This window comes from Hoylesella nanceiensis DSM 19126 = JCM 15639 (genome assembly GCF_000379965.1).
Taxonomy (GTDB): Bacteria; Bacteroidota; Bacteroidia; order Bacteroidales; family Bacteroidaceae; genus Prevotella; species Prevotella nanceiensis.
This window is the reverse complement of record NZ_KB904327.1, coordinates 408,934-430,903: the sequence shown is the minus strand read 5'-3', so window position 1 is coordinate 430,903 and position 21,970 is coordinate 408,934. Positions and strand designations below refer to the sequence as shown.

Below are 21,970 nucleotides of genomic sequence, written 5' to 3'. Positions count from 1 at the left end.
TTTTATTCTTTTGTTGGAGTTTCTTTAAGTGTCGTTAAGTCAACTTTCCAACCCTCATTGGTTTTGATAAGGTTGATAGTTACATCTCTTTCCTTATTGAGTTGTACATCACTATTTATATCTTTCATTTTAAAAGAGTTATATATCTTCATCGAAATTCTAGCTTTAACTCCTCCTTCTTGCATTTCAGTATTGGTTATTTCGATGCTAGCATCTTCGTTCCTTTTATTAATCAGCTCAATATCTTTTTCGCTAATATTGGATGCAAGATAGCTAATTTGTGTCTTAGATTCTGCTGTGCAATATTTAAATGCTTTTTCTAACCTCCAATTATAGAAGTTTGTTGCAAAGGAATCAGCAACAATAGTCATATCATTAGAATTAGATATTCTTTGACATGATGATATAAAACTTATAATTGTAGCTAATAATAATGTAGCAGAAAAGATATATTTTCTCATATTTGTATCTTTAAAATGTATTACAAAAATAGGAAAAAGTTCTCTAATGTCATTACTTTTTTATAATTTTGTACGAAAAGAGAGGACTATAAATGTTGAATTTTGTATCGTGGGGTAGCGGAAGTAGCGGTAATTGTTATTTCCTTTATACTGAGAATGAGGGCCTATTGATTGATGCAGGGGTCGGAGTTCGTACGATAAAGAAGTATTTTAGAGAGTATGGTTTAAAGCTCTCACAAATCAATAATATTCTAATAACACATGATCATGCCGACCATGTCAAGGCTGTTGGTGCCTTAAGCATTGAAACCGAGGCAAAAGTATGGTCAACAAAACCCGTACATATTGGTATTATGAAGAACTTTTGTGTAAGAAAGAAAGTTCCAGAAGATAATATCTCTATTATAGAAACAGGTTCAACGTTTAGTATTGGTTCATTTACTATCCAATCATGTCACGTTCCTCACGATAGTATGGATAACAATGGTTATCTCATAAAGTATGAAAATGTATCACTAGGACTTATTACTGATATAGGATGTGTTACGCCAGACATTGCTAATATCGTTGCAAATGCAAACTATTTAGTGATAGAAGCCAATCACGATATCAATTTATTATTAAGCGGAAAGTATCCTCAACGTCTTAAAGAGCGTATTCTTTCGTCACATGGACACTTATCAAATAAAGATTGTGGACAGCTACTTGCAACTTATGGAACAGTCGATTTACGACGTGTTTGGTTATGTCACTTGAGCGAAGATAATAACCAGCCAGAGATTGCTCTTAGCGATATTAAGGAAAGTATTGCTGACACGGCGTTCTATAAGAATCCTTCTTTCAAAATAGAAACGCTGGAAAGAAAACGACCTACTGGTGTTTTTGAATTGAAATAAAAAAGCCAATCTTGTATAGTTTCAATAAAAATAAGGACGGATTCTTGCTATAAATAAGTTGCTTTTCTAGCTTATTTTGTGCTAATAGGAAAGCATTACTTACCCAATTCGTGAGATGTAGCCTTTTAATTAAATGCATAGCAACCACTAGTTGAGAGTGATTTTGCACCTTATCTTGAATATAAAACAAGGTAGTAAGAGCCGTTTTTATCTTATTTAGATAGGCTTTATTGTCTTCGAATTTGCAGATTAGAATAGGGTTGTCGATGTGTTTTATTGTAATACCATGCTGCTCTAAAGTTCTTCCCAATATAACATCTTCATAACCATAAGCTTTTATGCTTTCATCAAAAGGGTGATTAAGCATTACTTCTTTATTAATTAAAAAGTTAGGAGTGCAGAAAGAGCGATAAGGAGAAGCCTGTCTATGTTTTAAATCGTGCTTATTTTCACTATCTTTTTCGTATTTATAACGTAGATTTCCTTTCCATTTACTTCTGTCGTTGTCGTTAATTATGCCTCCATAAATAACTGAAGCAGAATCCATAACATCAATATATTGTTGTAAAAATAATGAGGTAGGTAAATAAACGTCACTATCTAAGAATAGCAAATAAGGGTATGTGGCTTGCGAAGCCAAAAAGTTTCGAATAGCAGAGCGCCCAATATTAGTTTCTCTAATGATATACTTGCAATGTGGGAATTGATTAATTGCTTTGTTTTCTTCAATCGTTTCTTGAACATCAGAGCCATCATCGGCAACAATAACCTCAAAGCTAAGATCTTGAATAGCCATTGCTTGCTTCACCAACTCTTTGATAAGGCGAGTGCAAACATAATCTTTTGTAGGTATAAGTATTGATAACTCTTTCTTCATGTCATTGCAAGATATAAATAGTTAAGCTACATGTTTAATCATTTTTCTTGATGTATCCATCAATAGAGGTGAGCCATTCCTCATTAGATAGATAAGTCAGAGCTTCAAAAAGATATCTTTCTGGTATATTTATCTTATATAAATCGGTTATAATATGCTCGTTACCATCGCTTAAAAGCTCTTTAATTGCTGCTATAGCCTTATCTACTGAGGTTTTAAAGTTAGGGTCTTCACTATGTTCAAGGCATACATCACACTGCTTACAATCGTGCGAACGCTCTTCACCAAAATAGCGAAGGAGTTGTCTACTACGGCAAACATCATGATATTTAGCGTAGGTAATTACCGATTTTATGCGCAAACTAAATTGCTCTTTTCTTCTTTCATATACATCAGGAGATATGATAAGTCTGTTAGGATCAGCTCTTTCACAAAGAAAAGTGATGTAAGGCATCTTCTTTTGAGGGATATAATGTAGGATATGTCGTTGACTTAAGCCTTTTAATAACAGATATATCTCTTTACGAGTCAAGCCTGAACGCTCAGAAATAAGATCTTCATCGATATAAACATAATCGATAAATAAACCACCATATAACCTTAATAAGGTGGTAATTACAAGATCTTCTTTGGGTGAAAGGCCTTGAAGTAGATATAAGTCGTTGCGTTGTAGTAAGAAGATAGCACGAGATGAGGCATCAGGCTCATGCTCAAATTCAATGTAACCAGCTCTCATCAGAATGGTAAGAGCAGATTGTAGTTGAACAGGAAAATGCTTAAATACTCTACAGAACTTATCGATGTCGAAAGCAAAAGTACGTCCTCTTCCTGTTCCATAGGCCACTTGAAAGAAGTAAGCCAAATGTGCATAGACCTGTTTTATATAGTCTTTTTCAGGGAAAGATGTTGCAATACGTTTATTTAGTTTACGCTCATCGCTATCATTATATAATAAAACAGCCCATGCTTTATTGCCATCTCTACCTGCTCTACCTGCTTCTTGAAAGTAAGCTTCGATAGAATCGGGACAATCAATGTGTATAACCAATCGCACATCGCTTTTATCTATTCCCATTCCAAAAGCATTTGTGGCAACCATTACACGCACTTCGCTATTTTGCCAGGCTGCTTGATGCTTGTCTTTCACACTGTGTTCTAGTCCAGCATGATAGAAAGTACTATGTATCCCGTTCTCATTGAGTAGCTCCGAAACTTCTTTTGCTCTCAAACGACTTCTAACATACACCACAGCACTTCCGCTAACAGAGTTGAGAATATGCATAAGTTCCTCTTCTTTACCATTTGTTTCCCGAACAATATATGCCAAGTTCTTTCGCTCAAAGCTCATTTTAAAGATATTTTCTTCTTTAAAATGCAGTTGCTGTTGAATGTCTTTAATAACCAATGGGGGAGCAGTTGCTGTTAAAGCAAGTATCGGGGTGTTGGGTATTAGTTGGCGAATTTCTGCAATATTCAAGTAAGAAGGGCGGAAGTCATATCCCCATTGACTAATACAATGCGCCTCGTCAACGGTAATGAAGCTAACTTTTATGTGTCGAAGTTTCTTTTTAAAAAAGTCAGAAGATAAACGTTCAGGAGATACATACAATAATTTTATATCCCCTAAGATGCAATTATCGAGTGTAGAAATAACCTCTTGGCGAGACATTCCAGAATGAATGGCGACAGCAGTAATCGATTTTTTGCGCAAGTTCTGCACTTGGTCTTTCATTAATGCAATGAGTGGAGTTATAACAATGCATGTTCCTTCCATTAATAGGGCAGGAACTTGAAAGGTAATAGATTTACCTCCACCTGTAGGCATCAATCCTAATGTATCTTTTTTGTTACAGATACTGGTGATGATATCTTCTTGAATGCCTCTAAAACTCGTATATCCCCAATATTCTTGGAGGATCTCTTTATGACGGGTTAGCTGCATATTCTACTGTTCTTCTGTTGGGTCGTCTTCTATTGGGCGTATGTCTTCAATCTGTAGTTGTACAAGATTGCGTTTAAAGGTATTTTCTTCTAGGGTATAAGCAATGTCAAATCCTCTTTTAGACTTGATGTATCTAGCTGATTTACTTTGTCCAAATGCAATGCCATTCATTACATGACTTGATTTAGAGTCAACCAATTCTAGTTTTATATGTTCTTGTTCACGTCCCACAACTTTACTTGTTCCATAATCAAACACGCCCTTGGTTATAAATCTGGGCTTTGGATTTGATGGGCCAAAAGGTGCAAAACGTTTCAAATCGTGGAAGAACTTCTTGGAAATATCTTTGAAGTCAATTTGTGCATCAATGTCTAATGTTGCTTCTTTTTGTTCTGGAAGAATATGGTTTTCAATATATTCTTGGAAACGTTGCTTAAACTTTGGAATATCGTCCCAATGCAATGTTAATCCTGCTGCATAGGTATGTCCACCAAAGTTAAGTAACAAATCTCTACAATGTTTTATTGCAGCATAGACATCTACGCCCATAATGCTTCGTGCAGAGCCTGTTGCAAGGTTTCCATCTTTTGTCAAGACCACTGTAGGACGGAAGTATATTTCAGTTAATCGAGATGCAACAATACCCACAACGCCTTTTTTCCAGTTCTCGTCATAAACGACAATAGACGATTGTTGTTTTTGATTTTCAATGCGAGAGACAATTTGATTTGCCTCTTCTGTCATTTGTTTATCAATGTCTTTGCGTTGTTCGTTATACTCATCGATATGCTTTGCTTGTTGAAGGGCTTTAGAATAGTCTTTTTCAACCAATAAGTCTACGCTTTGTTTTCCATTGTCTATGCGTCCAGAAGCATTGATTCTAGGACCAATTTTGAAGATAATATCGCTCATTGATACATCTTTTCCTTCTAAACCACAGATGTCGATAATGGCTTTTAAACCAATACTGGGGTTTTGGTTTAATTGTTTTAAACCATGATAAGCAAGTATTCTGTTTTCGCCTTCAACAGGAACGAGGTCAGCTGCAATACTAACAGCACAGAAATCGAGTAGAGGAGCAAGACGAGAGAATGAAATTCCGTTGTTTTTGGCAAAAGCTTGCATTAGTTTAAAGCCCACACCACAGCCACAAAGATGCTTAAATGGATAGGTATCATCAGGTCTTTTGGGGTTAATAATAGCCACAGCGGGCGGCATTTCCTCATCAGGTACGTGATGATCGCATATAATAAAGTCTATACCAAGGCTTTTTGCAAGTGTAATTTCTTCGATTGCTTTAATTCCGCAATCAAGAATTATAATGAGCTTAACATCGTTTTTATAAGCATAGTCAATACCTTTTTGACTTACTCCGTAGCCTTCCTCATATCGATCGGGAATGTAATATTCTATATTTGAATAGTATTGACGAAGGAATTTATATACTAAGGCAACCGAAGTGCAGCCGTCTACATCATAATCTCCATATACAAGAATGCGTTCTTTACGTCCCATGGCATCGTTAAGGCGGTCGACTGCCACGTCCATATCTTTCAAAAGAAATGGATTAATCAGTTCTGATAGCTGAGGATGGAAAAATCTTTTAGCCGCCGACTCGGTCTTTATGCCACGACGAACAAGCAATAAAGATAGAATATTGCTCATATTTAGTTTTTCACCTAATGCCTTTGCTTCAGATGTTTCTTCTTGATTTGGAGGAAGATATTTCCATTTAAAATGCATGATAGCCTTTATTTATATGCTTTTTATTTCATCGAATAGACCTATAAAAATCTACTCTTTTGTTGATGTTTGCTTGTACTTAGCGTGTAAAGTTACGAATAAAAAATAAGAAAATGTGCCTATTTAGGCGAAAAAATAGATGTAAAAGGAATTTATTTGCTTGTATGATACTTCTAAATTGTTCGTAATTGGAGCTTATTTGTAAGTCTTTTTATATCAATTTGTGGAAGAAAAATATAGAGTAGGATAGGGATTGAGGAATACAAACAATGTGGTTAGGTTTATAAGGAATTTGTTATGATTTTAATTGCATAGCTTTTTCGTGCTAATTGCTATCCTTTTAACCTACAAAAGTAATGTAATTATCATGCAAAATCATAGCTTTTATTTAAGAGTTGCATTTTATTGAATATCAATAGGTTATTATGTATTGTTAAAAGTGATATTAATGCAAATGTTTTAAGATTAGTATTTGATGTTTAATGGCTGATTTTATATAAAAAAGATATCGATAAATATAAAAACAGCATAGACTATTAGGGTTAAAATCTATGCTGTTTGTATTTGTTTATAGAGATATAAATTGCTATTCTTCTAACGATTTATTTTTACGAGCTTCTTCAAACTTAGCCTTCATCGTAGGATTATTATAGGTAAGTTTCTTTATTGTTAAGTCTTCAGCTTTATTATTGGCAAGTCGAAGGTTGTTTTCTGAACTTAACAAGGCATCTTTTACCTTTTGTAATCGATCGATACTCTTGTCTATTTCTTCAATTGCAGTATTAAATTTCCTACTTGCAAGTTCGTAATTCTTACCAAATTTCTCCTTGAAATCCAATAGCTTTTCTTCAAAGTTGGTTACATCTATGCTTTGACTTTGAGCTATTTTTAGTTGTCGTTGATACTCTATACTTTTCTTAGATGCCTGTACTAACAGTGTGATGATAGGTATAAAGAATTGTGGACGAATGACATACATCTTGGGATAGCGATAAGAAACGTCTACAATACCATTATTATAGAGTTCGTTTTCAGGCTCTAGAAGCGACACAAGAACAGCATATTCGCATTGTTTCTTTCTGCGGTCTTCGTCTAGTTTCTTAAGGAAATCTTCGTTTTTATGCTTTTTCCCTCCATTATCCAGCTCGTTCTTCATCTCAAACATAATAGAAATGTATTCCGTTTCATTGTCAAAATCACGGAAAACAAAATCTCCTTTACTGCCTTCTACAACATCATTATCTTTCTCGAAATAAGCATTAGGCATTAAGCTACGTAGAGTAGAGTTAAATTGGTTGCTGCAATATAATTCTAATGATTCGCCGATCATCTTGGTAGAAAGGCGTATCTTCATATCTTTAAAATATTCAACCTGCTTTTCAAGGTCATCAATCTTCTGCTGATAATTATTCTTTAGCTCTAGTTCTAATAGCGAACGTTTGTCTGTTTCTGATTTAAATTCAGTTTCTAACTCAATAATTCTCTTTTCTTTTTCTTGCAAACGCTCTTGACTTTGTTGCTGTTGTCTAACAATAGCAATCTCAATATTATTGTTGTTTTGAGCTATTTGAGCCTTTAGTTGAATGATTTGAGCCTCTTTTTCATTGATTTTTGCAGATAGTTCAAGCTGCTTTTCGTGCTCAATGCTTTTGAGTTGGTTTTGCAACTTGTTGATTTCGATATCCTTATTACTTATTTCTCTTTCGAAATTAGCCTTTTGATTCTGCAATTCTTCACGAGCTTTTATAGAGCTTTTCTCATTCTCTAATTCATTACGCACTTGCAATTCTTGAGTCTTTTTCTCAAGATCTCTAGAGAACTCTGCATCTTTTACCTGCTTAAGAATATAGGTATAATTCTTGTCTTCGAGTGAAAAAGAAGTGTGACAGTGGGGGCATTTAATTTCCATCTTATTGTTGTGTAACGTTGTTTGAATAGTAATAATGTTTGATAGAGATAAACTATTATATCTTAATAGTAATCAGTATCTTATGAAACTCTAATGATTCGAATTCCAATTTGATATCTTTGGGTTTGCATATATTGATATAATGTCATCGATTCGTCTACAACTTTACCTCTAATTCGTGATGCATTTAAAAGATGTAGCTGTCCATTATGCCAAGAGGCAAAGCCAATATGTGAAGTATCTAATCCCTTTCTCGCTGTAACTATGGCAATGATATCACCATCTTTAATAACGTCTTTTATTAGAGAACTATTGTTTAAAATTTCTTTTGGAATATAGTTTACTGTTTTTCCCGATACCATTTGTTCCATTTTTCTAATTTCCTTAATCCATGAAGAATTTTGAACAAGCATGGGATATTTATGATGTTGGGTTGACATATAGTGCAAATCAAGAATCTGTTGAGATTTAAAAGGTGGATTAGGAGTATTTATCTCTTTTACAAATCCTTGTTTAGTATTATCATTTATCCACTCAGAGAAATAGTGAAGTCGGGTGGGATAAGATATAACTCCATTGTTATAGCGAATCTTTTGCAGAAAAGTACAAAACTGATTGAAGGAGTATTGCTTTGTTTTTACACATAAGGTGAGGGCAAGAACATTTTCTACAAGAGTGGTGCAGTCTAGCTCTTGTAGGTTGATTACAAGTTTTTCTGTTTTATTTCGCTCAAGAGTTGAGGCTACATAGCGTATTCCAATAAACTTATTAGCAAAATAAAGTGGAAAGTTAGTGTCTTCTTTTTCATTCTTTGCCTCATCTAATAAAGTGACAATCTTAGTGCTATCGCTTTTAGAATATTGCCATAGCTGATTGTTGCCCCATATCATTTGGGGTGCAAAAAGAAAGATAAGGAGAGAGGCAAGTATTTTCATATTATTTTTTTCTACCAAAGTTTACACCTGCATAGATATTGAGTGTGCCAAAAATATTATTCGTTGAGAATTGCTTTTTACGATAATTATATCCGTGTAGAATGGCACTTGCACCTGCATACCACCTCATATTGTTCCATACTAAGCCGAAACGTCCAATACCATCGAGGTTTAAATTCTGCAAAGAAAACGATGTATTAGTACCTGAAGTGTTATTGGTGTTACCTTTACTGTGCTTATATCCAACTGCAAGAGATAGCGAACCTGCTAATAACCAATTGCGTGCAAATGCCCAGTTGTAGGCATATCCGCATGAAAGAGATATATCGGTATATTTTATTCGCTCAAATCTAATGCTTGAATCTAATACAGTCTGGTTGGTGATGTTTAGCTTCTCTTTGAGAAGATTCTCCATATTATCCCAGTCAACACCTACAGAATGTTCGGTTAAACCAATGCCCATAAGTATAGAACCTGCGCTTTTACGTTGTATTGTGCTTTGACTGAAAGCTGCTGGATATGAGAATTTGTGGTGATTGAAGATATAATAAAGGTTGAAACCTTTGATACTGGCTTTGAATCCGTTAAACTCTACATTGTTTATGTTTTTTGTTGAGATGCTATTTCCAAGATCTATATTCTTTATCTTATAATCATTTCCAGTTTTCTTATAGAATAAATCGATTCCAACTTGAGCACTATATAAACTTAAGTTGAATTCTTGTTTACCGCTATTGTCATTTAAATGGCTGATATCAAAAGTGTAACCAAGAAATATCCAGCGCCAACCAAAGAATGGACCAATCCTTACTGAAGGGTTAGGAGCAAGCGTTACACTTTGGTTTTGGTCGCTCTTTAAACGATAAAGTTCATAAGTATTGGTGTTTTGAAGCATGAATGCAAAATTGAATTGCTGTGGTTCTATGTAGCTACTATCAATGCGTGTGAAGTTAGAAAGAAACTTTTTGAAGCCTCTTTCTTTTACCTCTTTAGGTTGATTGGTATTTACAGACAAAGAATCACTTTGTGCATATATACCATTGTTTATCAAAATTATAAATAGAATGCACAGAAATTTTCTCATTCACACATATTTATTATAGTTTACCAAGAATCCTATCCATCACCCAGTTGACTGGCGTTGCACTGATACTAGTGCTTTCGCAAATTCCAAGTCCTTGTAAATCTTCAATAACATCTTTAATTATTGGAAGCTGAACGTATGGAGGGTTTTCTACAGTTATATTGTTTGTTCCGTTACTTGTGATGATTTGAATGGGCTTATAATCGAATACAGAGAATGTAATTAGTCCCTTTTCGCCAATTACTTCAATACTATCTTCTCTTGCACTTTGGTGTCCAACAAAGCACCAAGAGGCACTTCCTGGGAGTCCATTTTCAAACAAAAAGCATGCACTAATAGTGTCTTCTGCTTTATAAAGATGAGCTATATTGGCGCAATAGCCATGCGCTTTAGTAATGATTCCAAACAGGTTTTGGAGAATATCAAGCTGATGTGGAGCCAAATCATAGAAATATCCACCTCCAGCAATATCGGGTTGTAGACGCCAAGGTCTATTATTTTGACAGTTATAGTCTAATTCTCGTGGTGGAACAGAGAATCTTAATTGAACATTAGTTACCTTTCCTATTATGCCTGAGTTAATAAGTTCTTTCACTTTTATAAAGTAGGGAAGGTATCTTCTGTAGTAAGCTACAAAGCAAGGAACACCTGTTTCTAACGAAATTCGGTTAATTCGGGCGCAATCTTCATAGCTTGAAGCGAGTGGTTTCTCTATATATACAGGCTTTCCTGCCTTCATAGCCATGATAGCAAACGTAGCATGACTAGAAGGAGGAGTAGCAATGTATATAGCATTTACATTGGAGTCGTTAATAAGTTCTTGTGCATCAGTATACCATTTCTTTATCTGATGGCGTTCAGCATATAAGCGAGCTTTCTCTTCGCTTCGACTCATTACAGCCTCAACATACGAACCTTCTACCTTATTAAAGGCAGGACCAGATTTCTTTTCGGTAACTTCTCCACAACCAATAAATCCCCAATGTATTTCTTTCATATCTCTTAATCCTTAGTGATGAAATAAAGTACGAATAGAATTGATAAAATAACAAGTGTTAGATTCACAGACTTCCATTGTGATGTACAAAGCTTAAGGATTACATAACTTAAGATACCCATGTAGATACCATCTGCAATTGAATAGCATAAAACCATGGTAATCATTGTTATGAATGCTGGGAAAGCTTCAGAAACATCATTGAATTCAATTTTTTGAACACTGTCAATCATAAGTACTCCCACTAAAACTAGAGCGCCACTTGTTGCTGCACTAGGGATAAGTAGGAAGATTGGAGAAAGGAAGAGTGATACAATGAAGAATAAACCTACAACGAATGCGGTTAAACCTGAACGACCACCTTCTGCAATTCCAGATGCACTTTCAATATAAGTGGTGATTGTTGATGAACCAAGCATTGCACCAGCAGTTGTTCCAATGGCGTCACTCATCATCGCTTCTTTTACATTTGGAATGCTTCCATCTTGCTTAACGATACCTGTTTTCTCTGCAAGTCCAACTAAAGTACCGATGGTATCAAAGATATTCACCATGAGTAGAGACAGCACTACCAAGCAAGTCTTAAGTGATAAGAAGCCTGTAAAGTCGAATTTACAGAAGATTGGGCTTACTGAATGGGGCATAGATACAGGCAACCAACCTTTTGGAAGGACTGTAACGCCCATAGGAATACCAATCAATGTTGCAATAACAATTCCGTAGAAGAGTGAACCTTTTACTTTTCTTGCCATTAGAATACCACTTAAAACAATTGCAATGATACCCAAAATTGCAGTTGGAGTAAATGCACCAAGAGTGACATAAGTAGCAGGACTTGATACAATGATACCCGCATTCTTTAGTCCAATGAAGGCAATAAACATACCAATACCCGCAGATATGGCATATCTTAGGTTCTTAGGAATACTTGCAAGGATTAGTTCTCGAACGTTAAAGAAGGTGATTGCAATAAAGATAATACCTTCAATAAGCATAATTGCAAGTGATTGTTCCCATGAGTAACCCATTGCTTGACAAAGAGTATAAGCAAAAAAGGCATTCAATCCCATACTAGGAGCTTGCGCAAATGGTAGCTTAGCCATAAACGCTAAAAGCAAAGTAGCGATTGCAGATGCCACAGCAGTTGCGGTAAATAACGCTCCTTTATCCATTCCTGAGTCAGCAAGGATAGATGGATTCACTGCTAGAATGTAGCTCATTGTTAAGAATGTGGTTGCACCCGCAATCAGTTCAGTGCGGAATGAGTGCTTACTTGGATCAAAGCCAAGTGCTTTTTCTAAAATTTTCATGTTTATAGTTGTTGTTTAAATTGTTTCAACCAGTTGTCTATTAGTTTGCGTGCGAGGCTTGCTTTATCTGGAATAAGAGGCAGTTCATTATACTTAAACCACGCTCCTGCACTTAATTCTGATTCTTGAAGAGTTATATCTCCTGATTTATATTCTGCCGTAAAGCCTGCCATTAAGTTGGAAGGGTAGGGCCATGGCTGAGAACTTTGATATTGGATATTAGTTACTTCCAATCCTGTTTCTTCCTTAATTTCACGTATTACTGCTTCTTCTAGACTTTCTCCAGTCTCAACAAAGCCTGCAACTAATCCGTATAAGTTCTCTCTAAAATTCCTTGCATGTACCAATAATACTTCGTCTTTCTTGTGTATTAGTACAATAATAGCTATTGCTAGCTGTGGCCAAACTTCGTTCTTGCAGTGTAAGCATACTTTAGATATATCGGTATTCCATATCAATTCTGTTCCACATCGTGAACAATAGTGATTGTGTTTATGCCAATGAAGTAACTCAAAGCATTTTCCTGCAAGATCATAGTATTCCTTTGGTAACCCATTATGAGAGGCTCTCAGTCCTAACCATTTGTAAGTTGGTCCTATATTCTCAGGAAATGATACATCTAAAGCATAGATATCGTTTTCGCAGAATGTATTCTTTACAACGATTTTACTATTGATATACTCTTGTTTTATTGGTGTAGTAGAAGAAAAGGGAATGTTATAAGAACTATTCTCTTGCTCTTCTATTAGCAGATTTCCATTATGAAATATGAACCAATAATACATACTTATGAATATATTACAATCTTTTTATTTAGTTTTAAAGATGAGTTCTTTGTCTCTTTCAATGGCTTTCTTTGTCCATTTTGAAGGAACAAACTTCCAATTATTGTTGGGTTTAGGTGTTATAACCTTCTCTTTCTCAATCTTTTTTAAGAGGTAATAGCGAATGTCGTCATCGCTTTCAAATACGATACGCTCTTTAATTTTCTTGCGTTCGATACCTGCTCCTCTGGTTAAAAGCTCTCCACCGCCATTTCCTCGATAGCTATTCATAGCCACTTTATACCATTTCTTTTCATCGAAAGGTCTACCATCGGTAAACTTAAGAATCTTTACTTTCTTGCCTTCAGGTTGAGTTACATCTACAATATAGTCAATTCCTGCAGCACTATCGAAGTTGAATGTTAGATTTTTGAAACCATATCGTTGCATATCTTGTTGGTTTTTAGTTTCCAATTGCATGATATGGTCTTTTGAAGAGCGCATGGTATTAGTCCAAAGATCATAGCTTAATTCTAGGTGTTTTCTAATTTCTTCACCCGTCATATTAAGAATATAAATCTTATTTTCATACTTATATAGATTGAACAAGTCGCTTATATGAATATCTCCAGCATCAAGTTTAGTATCAAAGCCAAGTGGAGCTGTAAACGATAGGTCCGCCTTTGTAATCTCCAATTGTAGATTATGAATCAAATCTGTAAAGGGAGCACTACCAAAAAAACAATCTCTATTATAAATAGGATGTGTTAATGTGCCTACTTTTATATTGATAAATGAATCTATCTTTTGAATTTCTGGTTGGAAATGAGCCATAAACTGAGCGTTAATAGGCTGATTTTCAATATTGACAATCTTGCCTTCAGCACTCTTCTTAATAGTTCTTTCTGTTCGTTTGGTACTTTTGTTAAAAGTTGAATCTACTTCAATTCTAATTTGAACATCACCTACAGCCTTAGCATAACACGAAGGATTAATGCACAATACTGTATCATTATTGTTTGAAATAACTTTCTTAAGGAAGCGAGTATGGTCGTGTCCGTAAAGAATTAAATCAATTCCTTTCACCTTTTTTGCGACATCAAAAGACGCATCTTCCTTTATTTTATTGGTTGTTATACCTCCATCTCGTCCAGAATGGAATAGTCCAATAATGATATCTGGACGCTCTTTCTCTTGAATTGTATCCACCCATTGTTGGGTTGTTGTCACGATATCCTCAAAAGATAAGCCACTCCACGTCTTTTCATTCAGCCAAAAAGGAATCGCAGGAGTTAACATTCCCAACACTGCAATTTTGATATTATCACGTTGAATGATAGTATATGGAGTTAAGTAGCATTTCTTTTCAGCGTTTAAAACATTTGCACCTAAAACAGGACATTGCACTTCTGAAATCCATTTGTCGTATACTTTGTGTCCAGGTTCAATATCATGGTTTCCAATTGTTTGAGCATCATATTTCATATAATTGATAACTGATGCCGCAATGTTTGGAGATTGGGTGTTAAGGAAATTGTAAAAATAAGATGTGGGTTGTCCTTGTAGAATGTCTCCGCTATCTAAAAGCAATAGTTTATTACCATAGATATTTCGTAAAGAGTCTACATAGCTAGCAATTCTGGCTACTGATCCAGACAAAGGCTTGCGATTTATGTAATCGTAAGGAAAGAAGTGACCATGAATATCGGTTGTATGTATTATTCGAAAGTCTACTGTTTTCTTCTCTGCAAATGTTTTTACACAAGTAGATAATAGTAAAAAGAAAAATATTGATATTCTTATCATGGTGCAAAAGTACTAGAATTTATTAATATAACAAAACAAATACAATAGAAGATTATTACTAATTGGGGATAATTGTTTTGCTTTTGAATCATACTTTCGTCTTATTGAGAATGCAGCTTGTTTTAGATGATAGATTAAAAAGAAACACCGTCTCTATGAAAACTATAGAAACGGTGTTGAAAATCTTAGTAAAGGTCTATTTCAGCAATGGCTGCTTGTGTGCCATTTCCTGCAATTCTTTTAGCCTCTATCATTATTTCTTTCGATAAGAATGGCTTTTTGAATGAGTGGAAACGTTGAGTTGGACTATTGATAAGGTTACCAAATTCAATCTCTTCAACAAGAATCCATTGTCCTTTTTTATTCTTAGCATAAACATCCATCACTTCAATCATTCCATTCTTGTTATCTGTAGGAGGAGTATAAGCAATACCCTTTATTTTTTCAATAGTTGGAAGTGTAATGGTGATGTGTTGTTTCTTACCTTCATTACTTAGCCAATAGCTTTGTTTGTCGGCATCAATCACATTTTGAGCATCAAACTTTTCGGTTACACTGCTTACACTTGTTATTCTCCAATGCTTCTTAGTCTTACCTAATTGCTCTGTTGTAACAGCACCTTTATCGTTCTTTGCAATAGCAACCGCCTTAATTGTTCCACTTGTTGGGAATGCAAATGGCTTTTGATACAACTTGCTCTTTGTGGTAGGAGTAGAACCATCTGTGGTGTAATAGATATTATATTCCAACGAAGACTTGGTGTGGTCCTTCTTCTTACCATGCCATTTAAACACTTGTTGTTTTTCTGTTATCTCAACAAGGCCTTCTTTGTTCTTTGAAATAGAAAGCATTGGTGGGCGTTCTTGGTAGAAATAAGCAGAAATTGTGCTTATCGCTGGAGTTGCTCTTGAAGCCAAAACTCTTAGTCGTAATTTATTTGTTTCTACCTCGTTGAAACGTAAGATGCGCTTATAACCAATGTTAGTAGCACGTGCAATCTCTTTCCATTCGTTGTTTATCCATGCATCAACAGCGTGTTCTTCAACTCTTTCACTGCGTTTAAGAATTGCTTCTTGAAGAGCAATTCTGTTTATTTTGATGGTATTGGGCAGCTCAATCACGATAGGTTCTGTGTAGTCTATATATGATTGGTCATCATTATCAATGAGTTCTTTTGGTGCTTTAACTGCATTTTGTAAAAGATTGGTAGAGTAGGTCTTACGAATTCTGTTCCCAACTTCATTTAAAACCTCTACATCTTTTGCAGAAAAGAGTCCTTCTCTGTTAGGTGGAATGTTTAAAATAAGTGTTGCGTTACCACCAATTGTGCGTTCATAGATGTCAAATACATCGTCTGCACTACGTACGTTTTGGGTTTCGTCGTCTCTATAGAACCAACCCTCTCTTATCGAAGTATCAACCTCTGCTTGTTGATAGTGTAGGTAGTTTGCTTCAAAAAGCTTAGTTCTGCTACCCAAATCAACACCCATCAAATCGTGGAAACGATTCATTTCATTTGGATTTAGTTGATAAGGGATAACGTTCCACTCTGTTTCTCGAGTGTCACCAGCTTCATTTCCTGCCCATCTAACATCTTCTTTACCAAAGATAACTGCATTAGGAGCAAGTGTTCTAATTAGCTTTTTCCAAGCAAGATAGTCGTATGTTTGTCCACCTTTGTTCTTTGGGTGAGCACCATCAAACCATACTTCACTAATATCTCCATATTCAGTTAGGAGTTCGAATAATTGATTTAAGAAATATTCGTTATAATCATCAACCTCAAATTGGAAAGTTGTTTTGTTTGCAAATGGTCTTCCTTCTACTGGGCGAGGTATTGTTCTAAGTGTTTTTTTACTTGAGTTTCCATACAAACCTTCGTCTTTCATTTGGTATAAGTCGGCTGGTGAGAGATAAACACCTAACTTTAAACCATATTTCTTACAAGATGTTGCAAGATCTCTCATGATATCTCCTTTACCATTCTTGTATGGTGAAGACATAATACCATGTTTTGTATATCGTGTTTGCCATAACACAAAGCCGTCATGATGCTTTGTTGTTAATACAACCATACGCATTCCTGCATTTTTAAGGGCTTCACACCATTGGTCGGTGTTTAGATTGTTGGGAGTAAAAATGTTGGGATTCTCTTCTCCTGTTCCCCATTCTTTGCGTGTAAAGGTGTTTGGTCCAATGTGAATAAAGGCAATAAACTCGTTTCTAAGCGCATCAAGTTGTATTTGTTTAGGCACAACATGAGCTGCTTTGTTGATGATAACATCGTGCGAGTCTGTTTTATACACCTTTATCGTGTTACTATATTGAATTGTGTCAGCACCATTTTGAGCCGACAAACTCATTGGAGTAGCAGTCAAAAGACTTAGTAAAATAGCTACTGGGGCTTTCTTTTTTAAAGATTGTTTTTTATTCATTGCATTATTAATATATTTCAATTTTATTGTTTTTCTGTTGTTTTACTAATGCTTTTTCTTGTTCTTTAGAGTGAATTCTAACATGTATGTGCTTTAATACTAATAATTTCCAAATGTCAATTCCGCATAATAAAGCAGTGCATAATGTTCCACTTATAATCATAAGGACTGTGAAATAATCTGGTAGATTGGCAGGGTCGCCACCAAGAACACCATCTAAAGAAAACAATTTGGCAAATGTTATAATGGTTGTAGGTAGCGTAATAAGACCACCGAAACATGTTCCCACTAACAAGATGGCAAATGATACTGTTATTAATAGACCTATATTTTTCATTCCTATGAGATATTTAACCCCTAACTTGCGTGTTAATTTATCTGAAGGGTTAAACATATGATTTGCAAAGAGATATATACTTGGTAAAATGATCAAGAAGATAATAACCAAACCTGTGGCGATGTATGATACAATATACCATAAAGGAGATGCCTCTTGCATTTTATCTATAGGCAGCTGAATGGCGTTTAGTGTATAACGGAAATATAAAAATGCCCCAAAGCTGCCGTATAATATGCTTAAAACGCAATAGAAAGCTGAGAATTTAAGCACTCGTTTTAGGTTGAAAAGCCATTTCTGTTTATTGATATTACTTACTACTTGAGCGACAAAAGCAGAGAACGACAGAACAACAAGAAGTGTCATCGCCGATAATAAAATGGCATTTTGCGTTATATCTTTTAAACTGATGAGAGTTTCTATCGTTATAAAAGGGGCGTAAGTAATGAGGATTGAAAATAGAAAAGAAGTGATAACAATCCATGGAGCAACTGCTTTTACTTCTTTCTTTTTAGCTTTTAGCATTTGAGTTAGCGCATATTTTACAATGGCTGGAATACTCTTTTGACGTATTAATTTCTTCATACTAAATCCTGTCTTTTAAACTCTGCACATGTAATAGCTGTTGCTATGGCTACATTTAAACTATCAATTGCGCTCTGGGGGTGATAGTTAGGAATTAATAGTTTGTGTGTAAATAGCTGCTTTATAGCAGTAGATACACCTTTACCCTCATTTCCCATTACGATAATTCCTTTGCTAGAAAGCTTTTGATTATAGATATTTTCGCCATCTAAGCATGTTCCATATACTGGGACTTCAGGTGAAATCTTTTCTATAAATCTTTTTAAATCGCAATAATTCACCGACACTTGTGCAACACTTCCCATACTTGCTTGTATTACTTTAGGATTGTAAACATCAACAGTGTCTTCACTACACATTATATTTTTAATGCCAAACCAGTCGGCAATGCGTATAATTGTACCTAAATTTCCTGGGTCTTGCACACCATCTAATGCTAAGATCAATTCATTTTGTGGTGTTGCTTCAGTTGAAGGCAAGAAAGGAAACACTGCTAGAACTTGTTGAGGATGTTGCAAAAAGCTAATCTTTGCCAATTCAGAATCGGTTATTTCTATGATATTATCAGCTTGTTCGCTCGAGAATTCTTTGATTCTTGAGGGAGTAGAGAATATCGTGTGTGCCTTTACTCTTGTCAAAAGGTCAGCAACAACCTTTGGTCCTTCGGCAACAAATAAGCACTCTTGCTGTCTATTTTTCTTGAGTTCAAGCGAACGAATGAATTTGATCTTATTCTTACTTAGCATTTTTATGGTTGTTATACTGCAAAGATAAAGAAATAAAATGATATTAAGAACGAAAGAAATTGAAATAATTGCAAATTAAGAAACTACTCTAAAGTAGAATAACTCAGTGGAATGATATATGAACCATCTTACTTCTGAAGGATATCACTTCTTGATTTTTGATAATATAAACGTATAATTATATTGAAGAGACGCTTAACGAAATTGTAATTAAAGTGCTATTAGCATGCAAACTTAATACTTTTATCATCTAATCCCACTGCTTTTGTTGTGTAAAATGATGGCTTTTAGATTATGATTAGTAAATGTTATGATGGTGAAGGAGTTATAAGAGAAGAGAAAAGAATGAAGAGGCTTGGGGCTTTTGTGGTGTCGTGTTTGTATAGTTTGGTAAATAAAAGGGTAGGGAGATAGTGGAATAAGAAAAGGAGAGTGGTGTGTAAAAATCTCTGTTCTAATATATTTAAGAAATGGGTAGGTATGAAAAAAGAAGATTCTATAATGAATCTGAATGAAATATATTCAAAAACGTTATAGAATCTTCTTTGTTATCTAAATGCTACAAAAGTGCTTTTAGTTGAGCCATTTAATGTAACAGAAGTCTTGTTTGTGTGGTAAGTGCTCGTTCTTAGGATACATACGAACAGCAATTCGATATGCCCCAGCCTTTGCAGGTTCGATATTAGCTTCGAAAGTATAAAGATTTCCTTCGTTACCAACCATTTCGAATTGGTGAATACTGTATAGTTCACGATCGTCTTGACCTTGAACACCCTTCAAAGCAACAAGCTCTAGTCCTATAGCATCATTCAAACCTTGTTCGTCAATGACATATCTTAGTTTGTATGGAACACCTGTTTCAACTCCATCAATAAGAGTATTAGCCTCTTGAGACACTACATGAATAGAATCCCAACGCTCTGCAACAGTCTCTTTCCATAGTGCAATTTCCTTAGCAAGAGCGTTATCGTTAGCCGATAGTTCTTTAAAGCGTTTTGCTTCTTTGTTATAGAACTTTTCAAAGTAATCGTCTAACTGACGTTTCATTGTGTAATGAGGAGCAATAGTTGCTATAGAGTTCTTAATAACCTTAATCCATTCTTCGCTAAATCCTTGTTGGTTTTTAGCATAGTACATTGGTAGAATATCGTTTTCTAATAGACCATAGATAGTTGCTGCATCTAATTGGTCTTGATATTCTTGGTTATCATAAGTACGTTTTTCTGTTAATGCCCATCCTGCACCTTCACGATAGCCTTCAAGCCACCAACCATCTAAAACAGAAAGGTTAACAACACCATTCATTTCAGCCTTTTCTCCTGATGTACCAGAAGCTTCTAGAGGTCTTGTTGGAGTGTTCATCCAAATATCGACACCTGAAACTAAGCGACGAGCAAGTTGCATATCGTAGTCTTCCAAGAAGATAATCTTGCCTAAGAACTCAGGACGTTGGCTAATTTCATATATACGTTTGATGAGTCCTTGGCCTGCTCCGTCTGCTGGGTGTGCCTTTCCTGAGAAGAAGAACAATACAGGACGCTCAGGGTTATTAACGATTTTAGCAAGTCTATCTAGGTCTGTGAAAAGAAGGTGAGCACGTTTGTAGGTTGCAAAACGACGGCAGAAACCAATCATTAGCGCATTTGGATTGATGCGTTCTAATAGCGACATAACACGAGATGGGTCACCTTGGTTCTTCAACCAGTTTTGAGTAAACTTCTCACGGATATACTTAATAAGCTTCTTCTTTAAGGTCATACGAGTTTCCCATATCTCTGCATCTGGGCAATTGTATATACCATGCCAAATACTTTCGTTACTTTGGTCGTTAATGAAGTTCTTGTCAAAGTACTTATCGTATAATTCACGGAATTCAGAAGAAGTCCAAGTAGGTAAGTGAACGCCATTGGTTACATAGCCAACGTGATTTTCTTCTGGGTAGTAGCCTCTCCAAATGTTAGCAAACATCTTTTGACTTACCCAACCATGAAGCTTACTTACACCATTAACTTCTTGACAAGTGTTACAAGCAAATGTTGATAAACAGAAACGTTCGTTATGATCGTCTGGATTTTCTCTACCCATTCCAATAAATTCGTCCCATGAAATTCCTAGGCGAGATGGGTAACCTCCCATATATTTACCAAATAAACTCTCATCGAAATAGTCGTGTCCTGCAGGAACAGGAGTGTGCACTGTATAAAGAGAAGATGCACGAACGAGTTCCATAGCCTGGTTAAATGAAAGCCCGCTGTCTACATAATCGCATAGTCTTTGTAAGTTACAAAGAGCTGCGTGACCTTCATTACAGTGATAAATATCTTTCTTTATACCTAATTTCTTAAGCATTAGCATACCACCAATACCAAGAAGAATCTCTTGTTTTAAACGGTTTTCCCAGTCACCACCATATAATGAGTGAGTAATTGGTCTGTCGAAATCTGAGTTAAGGTTGTTATCTGTATCTAGAAGATATAGTTTGATACGACCAACATTCGCGCACCATACATATGCGTGTACGTGATAATTAAGGTAGGGAACCTCAACTACCATTGGTTCGCCATTGTTATCGTAAACACGTTCGATAGGTAACGAGTTAAAGTTTTGAGCGTTATATTGTGCAATTTGTTGTCCGTCGATGCTTAATGACTGTGTGAAGTAGCCATAGCGATATAAGAAACCAACTGCACACATGTCGACATTACTGTCTGATGCTTCTTTAATATAATCGCCTGCAAGTACACCTAAACCACCAGAATATATCTTTAAGGTTTGGTTTAGACCATATTCCATACAGAAATAGGCAACAGAAGGACGCTTGCTATTTGGCTTTACATCCATGTAAGTGCGGAATTTCTTGTATACATCCTTCACTTTCTTCATCATTGCCTTGTCTTTTGTTACTGCAACTTTTCTGTCGTAACTTAAACGATCGAGCAATAATACCGGATTTCCTTGTACCTCTTGGTATAATTCTTCATCAAGGCTTTGGAAAAGATTTTGTGCATCATAATTCCAAGCCCACCATAGGTTGTGTGCAAGTTCATCTAAACACTTTAGTTCTTCTGGGAGATTTGACTTGATAGTAATCTCTTTCCATTGAGGAGTATTGGTGTAATCTGCTTTGATTTTCATAAATTTCG

16 protein-coding genes are annotated in these 21,970 nt (G+C 35.4%); 1 reads left to right on the top strand and 15 read right to left on the bottom strand.

What is annotated here, in order from left to right; translation table 11 throughout:
* Nucleotides 1-2: 2 nt before the first annotated feature.
* Nucleotides 3-461, bottom strand: coding sequence for a hypothetical protein (locus tag A3GM_RS0101835; protein ID WP_044124338.1), 459 nt, complete (start codon nt 459-461; stop codon nt 3-5).
* Between the two features lie 92 nt (nt 462-553).
* Here A3GM_RS0101835 and A3GM_RS0101830 point away from each other — a divergent pair, with 92 nt between their 5' ends.
* A complete protein-coding gene (locus A3GM_RS0101830; protein WP_018361679.1) occupies nt 554-1,357 on the top strand; it encodes an MBL fold metallo-hydrolase in 804 nt (267 codons plus the stop codon).
* Here the strand turns inward: A3GM_RS0101830 and A3GM_RS0101825 are convergent.
* The 14 genes from A3GM_RS0101825 to glgP all read right to left on the bottom strand — a co-directional run bounded on the left by A3GM_RS0101825 (nt 1,332) and on the right by glgP (nt 21,962).
* Complete coding sequence (locus A3GM_RS0101825) at nt 1,332-2,234, bottom strand: glycosyltransferase family 2 protein (RefSeq protein ID WP_018361678.1); 903 nt, start codon at nt 2,232-2,234, stop codon at nt 1,332-1,334. The two genes, A3GM_RS0101830 and A3GM_RS0101825, sit on opposite strands and share 26 nt — an antisense overlap.
* A gap of 34 nt (nt 2,235-2,268) precedes the next feature.
* Entirely contained in the window at nt 2,269-4,176 is a 1,908-nt protein-coding gene (locus tag A3GM_RS0101820) for a RecQ family ATP-dependent DNA helicase (protein WP_018361677.1), read from the bottom strand.
* Nucleotides 4,177-4,179: 3 nt separating this feature from the next.
* Nucleotides 4,180-5,919, bottom strand: a complete 1,740-nt coding sequence (recJ, locus tag A3GM_RS0101815; protein ID WP_018361676.1) for a single-stranded-DNA-specific exonuclease RecJ — start codon at nt 5,917-5,919, stop codon at nt 4,180-4,182.
* Nucleotides 5,920-6,505: 586 nt separating this feature from the next.
* A complete protein-coding gene (locus A3GM_RS0101810) occupies nt 6,506-7,828 on the bottom strand; it encodes a DUF2130 domain-containing protein (RefSeq protein ID WP_018361675.1) in 1,323 nt (440 codons plus the stop codon).
* A gap of 80 nt (nt 7,829-7,908) precedes the next feature.
* Nucleotides 7,909-8,763 carry an N-acetylmuramoyl-L-alanine amidase-like domain-containing protein gene (locus A3GM_RS0101805; RefSeq protein ID WP_018361674.1) on the bottom strand — a complete coding sequence of 285 codons (855 nt, stop codon included), beginning with the start codon at nt 8,761-8,763 and terminating at the stop codon, nt 7,909-7,911.
* 1 nt (nt 8,764) lies between these two features.
* Nucleotides 8,765-9,847, bottom strand: coding sequence for a DUF4421 domain-containing protein (locus A3GM_RS0101800; protein ID WP_018361673.1), 1,083 nt, complete (start codon nt 9,845-9,847; stop codon nt 8,765-8,767).
* Between the two features lie 13 nt (nt 9,848-9,860).
* Nucleotides 9,861-10,844: a Gfo/Idh/MocA family protein gene (locus A3GM_RS0101795; RefSeq protein ID WP_018361672.1), complete on the bottom strand. Its 984-nt coding sequence runs from the start codon at nt 10,842-10,844 to the stop codon at nt 9,861-9,863.
* Between the two features lie 5 nt (nt 10,845-10,849).
* Nucleotides 10,850-12,154 carry an NCS2 family permease gene (locus tag A3GM_RS0101790; protein WP_018361671.1) on the bottom strand — a complete coding sequence of 435 codons (1,305 nt, stop codon included), beginning with the start codon at nt 12,152-12,154 and terminating at the stop codon, nt 10,850-10,852.
* A gap of 2 nt (nt 12,155-12,156) precedes the next feature.
* Complete coding sequence (gene nudC, locus A3GM_RS0101785; RefSeq protein WP_018361670.1) at nt 12,157-12,939, bottom strand: NAD(+) diphosphatase; 783 nt, start codon at nt 12,937-12,939, stop codon at nt 12,157-12,159.
* Nucleotides 12,940-12,963: 24 nt separating this feature from the next.
* Nucleotides 12,964-14,724, bottom strand: a complete 1,761-nt coding sequence (locus A3GM_RS0101780; RefSeq protein ID WP_018361669.1) for a bifunctional metallophosphatase/5'-nucleotidase — start codon at nt 14,722-14,724, stop codon at nt 12,964-12,966.
* A gap of 185 nt (nt 14,725-14,909) precedes the next feature.
* Entirely contained in the window at nt 14,910-17,159 is a 2,250-nt protein-coding gene (locus tag A3GM_RS0101775; RefSeq protein ID WP_422723602.1) for an alpha-L-fucosidase, read from the bottom strand.
* A 7-nt stretch (nt 17,160-17,166) separates the two neighbouring features.
* Complete coding sequence (locus A3GM_RS0101770) at nt 17,167-18,081, bottom strand: hypothetical protein (protein ID WP_018361667.1); 915 nt, start codon at nt 18,079-18,081, stop codon at nt 17,167-17,169.
* Entirely contained in the window at nt 18,078-18,827 is a 750-nt protein-coding gene (locus tag A3GM_RS0101765; protein WP_018361666.1) for a TrmH family RNA methyltransferase, read from the bottom strand. Before A3GM_RS0101765 ends, A3GM_RS0101770 begins: the two co-directional genes overlap by 4 nt.
* 573 nt (nt 18,828-19,400) lie before the next feature.
* Complete coding sequence (gene glgP, locus A3GM_RS0101760) at nt 19,401-21,962, bottom strand: alpha-glucan family phosphorylase (RefSeq protein WP_018361665.1); 2,562 nt, start codon at nt 21,960-21,962, stop codon at nt 19,401-19,403.
* Nucleotides 21,963-21,970 lie beyond the last annotated feature (8 nt).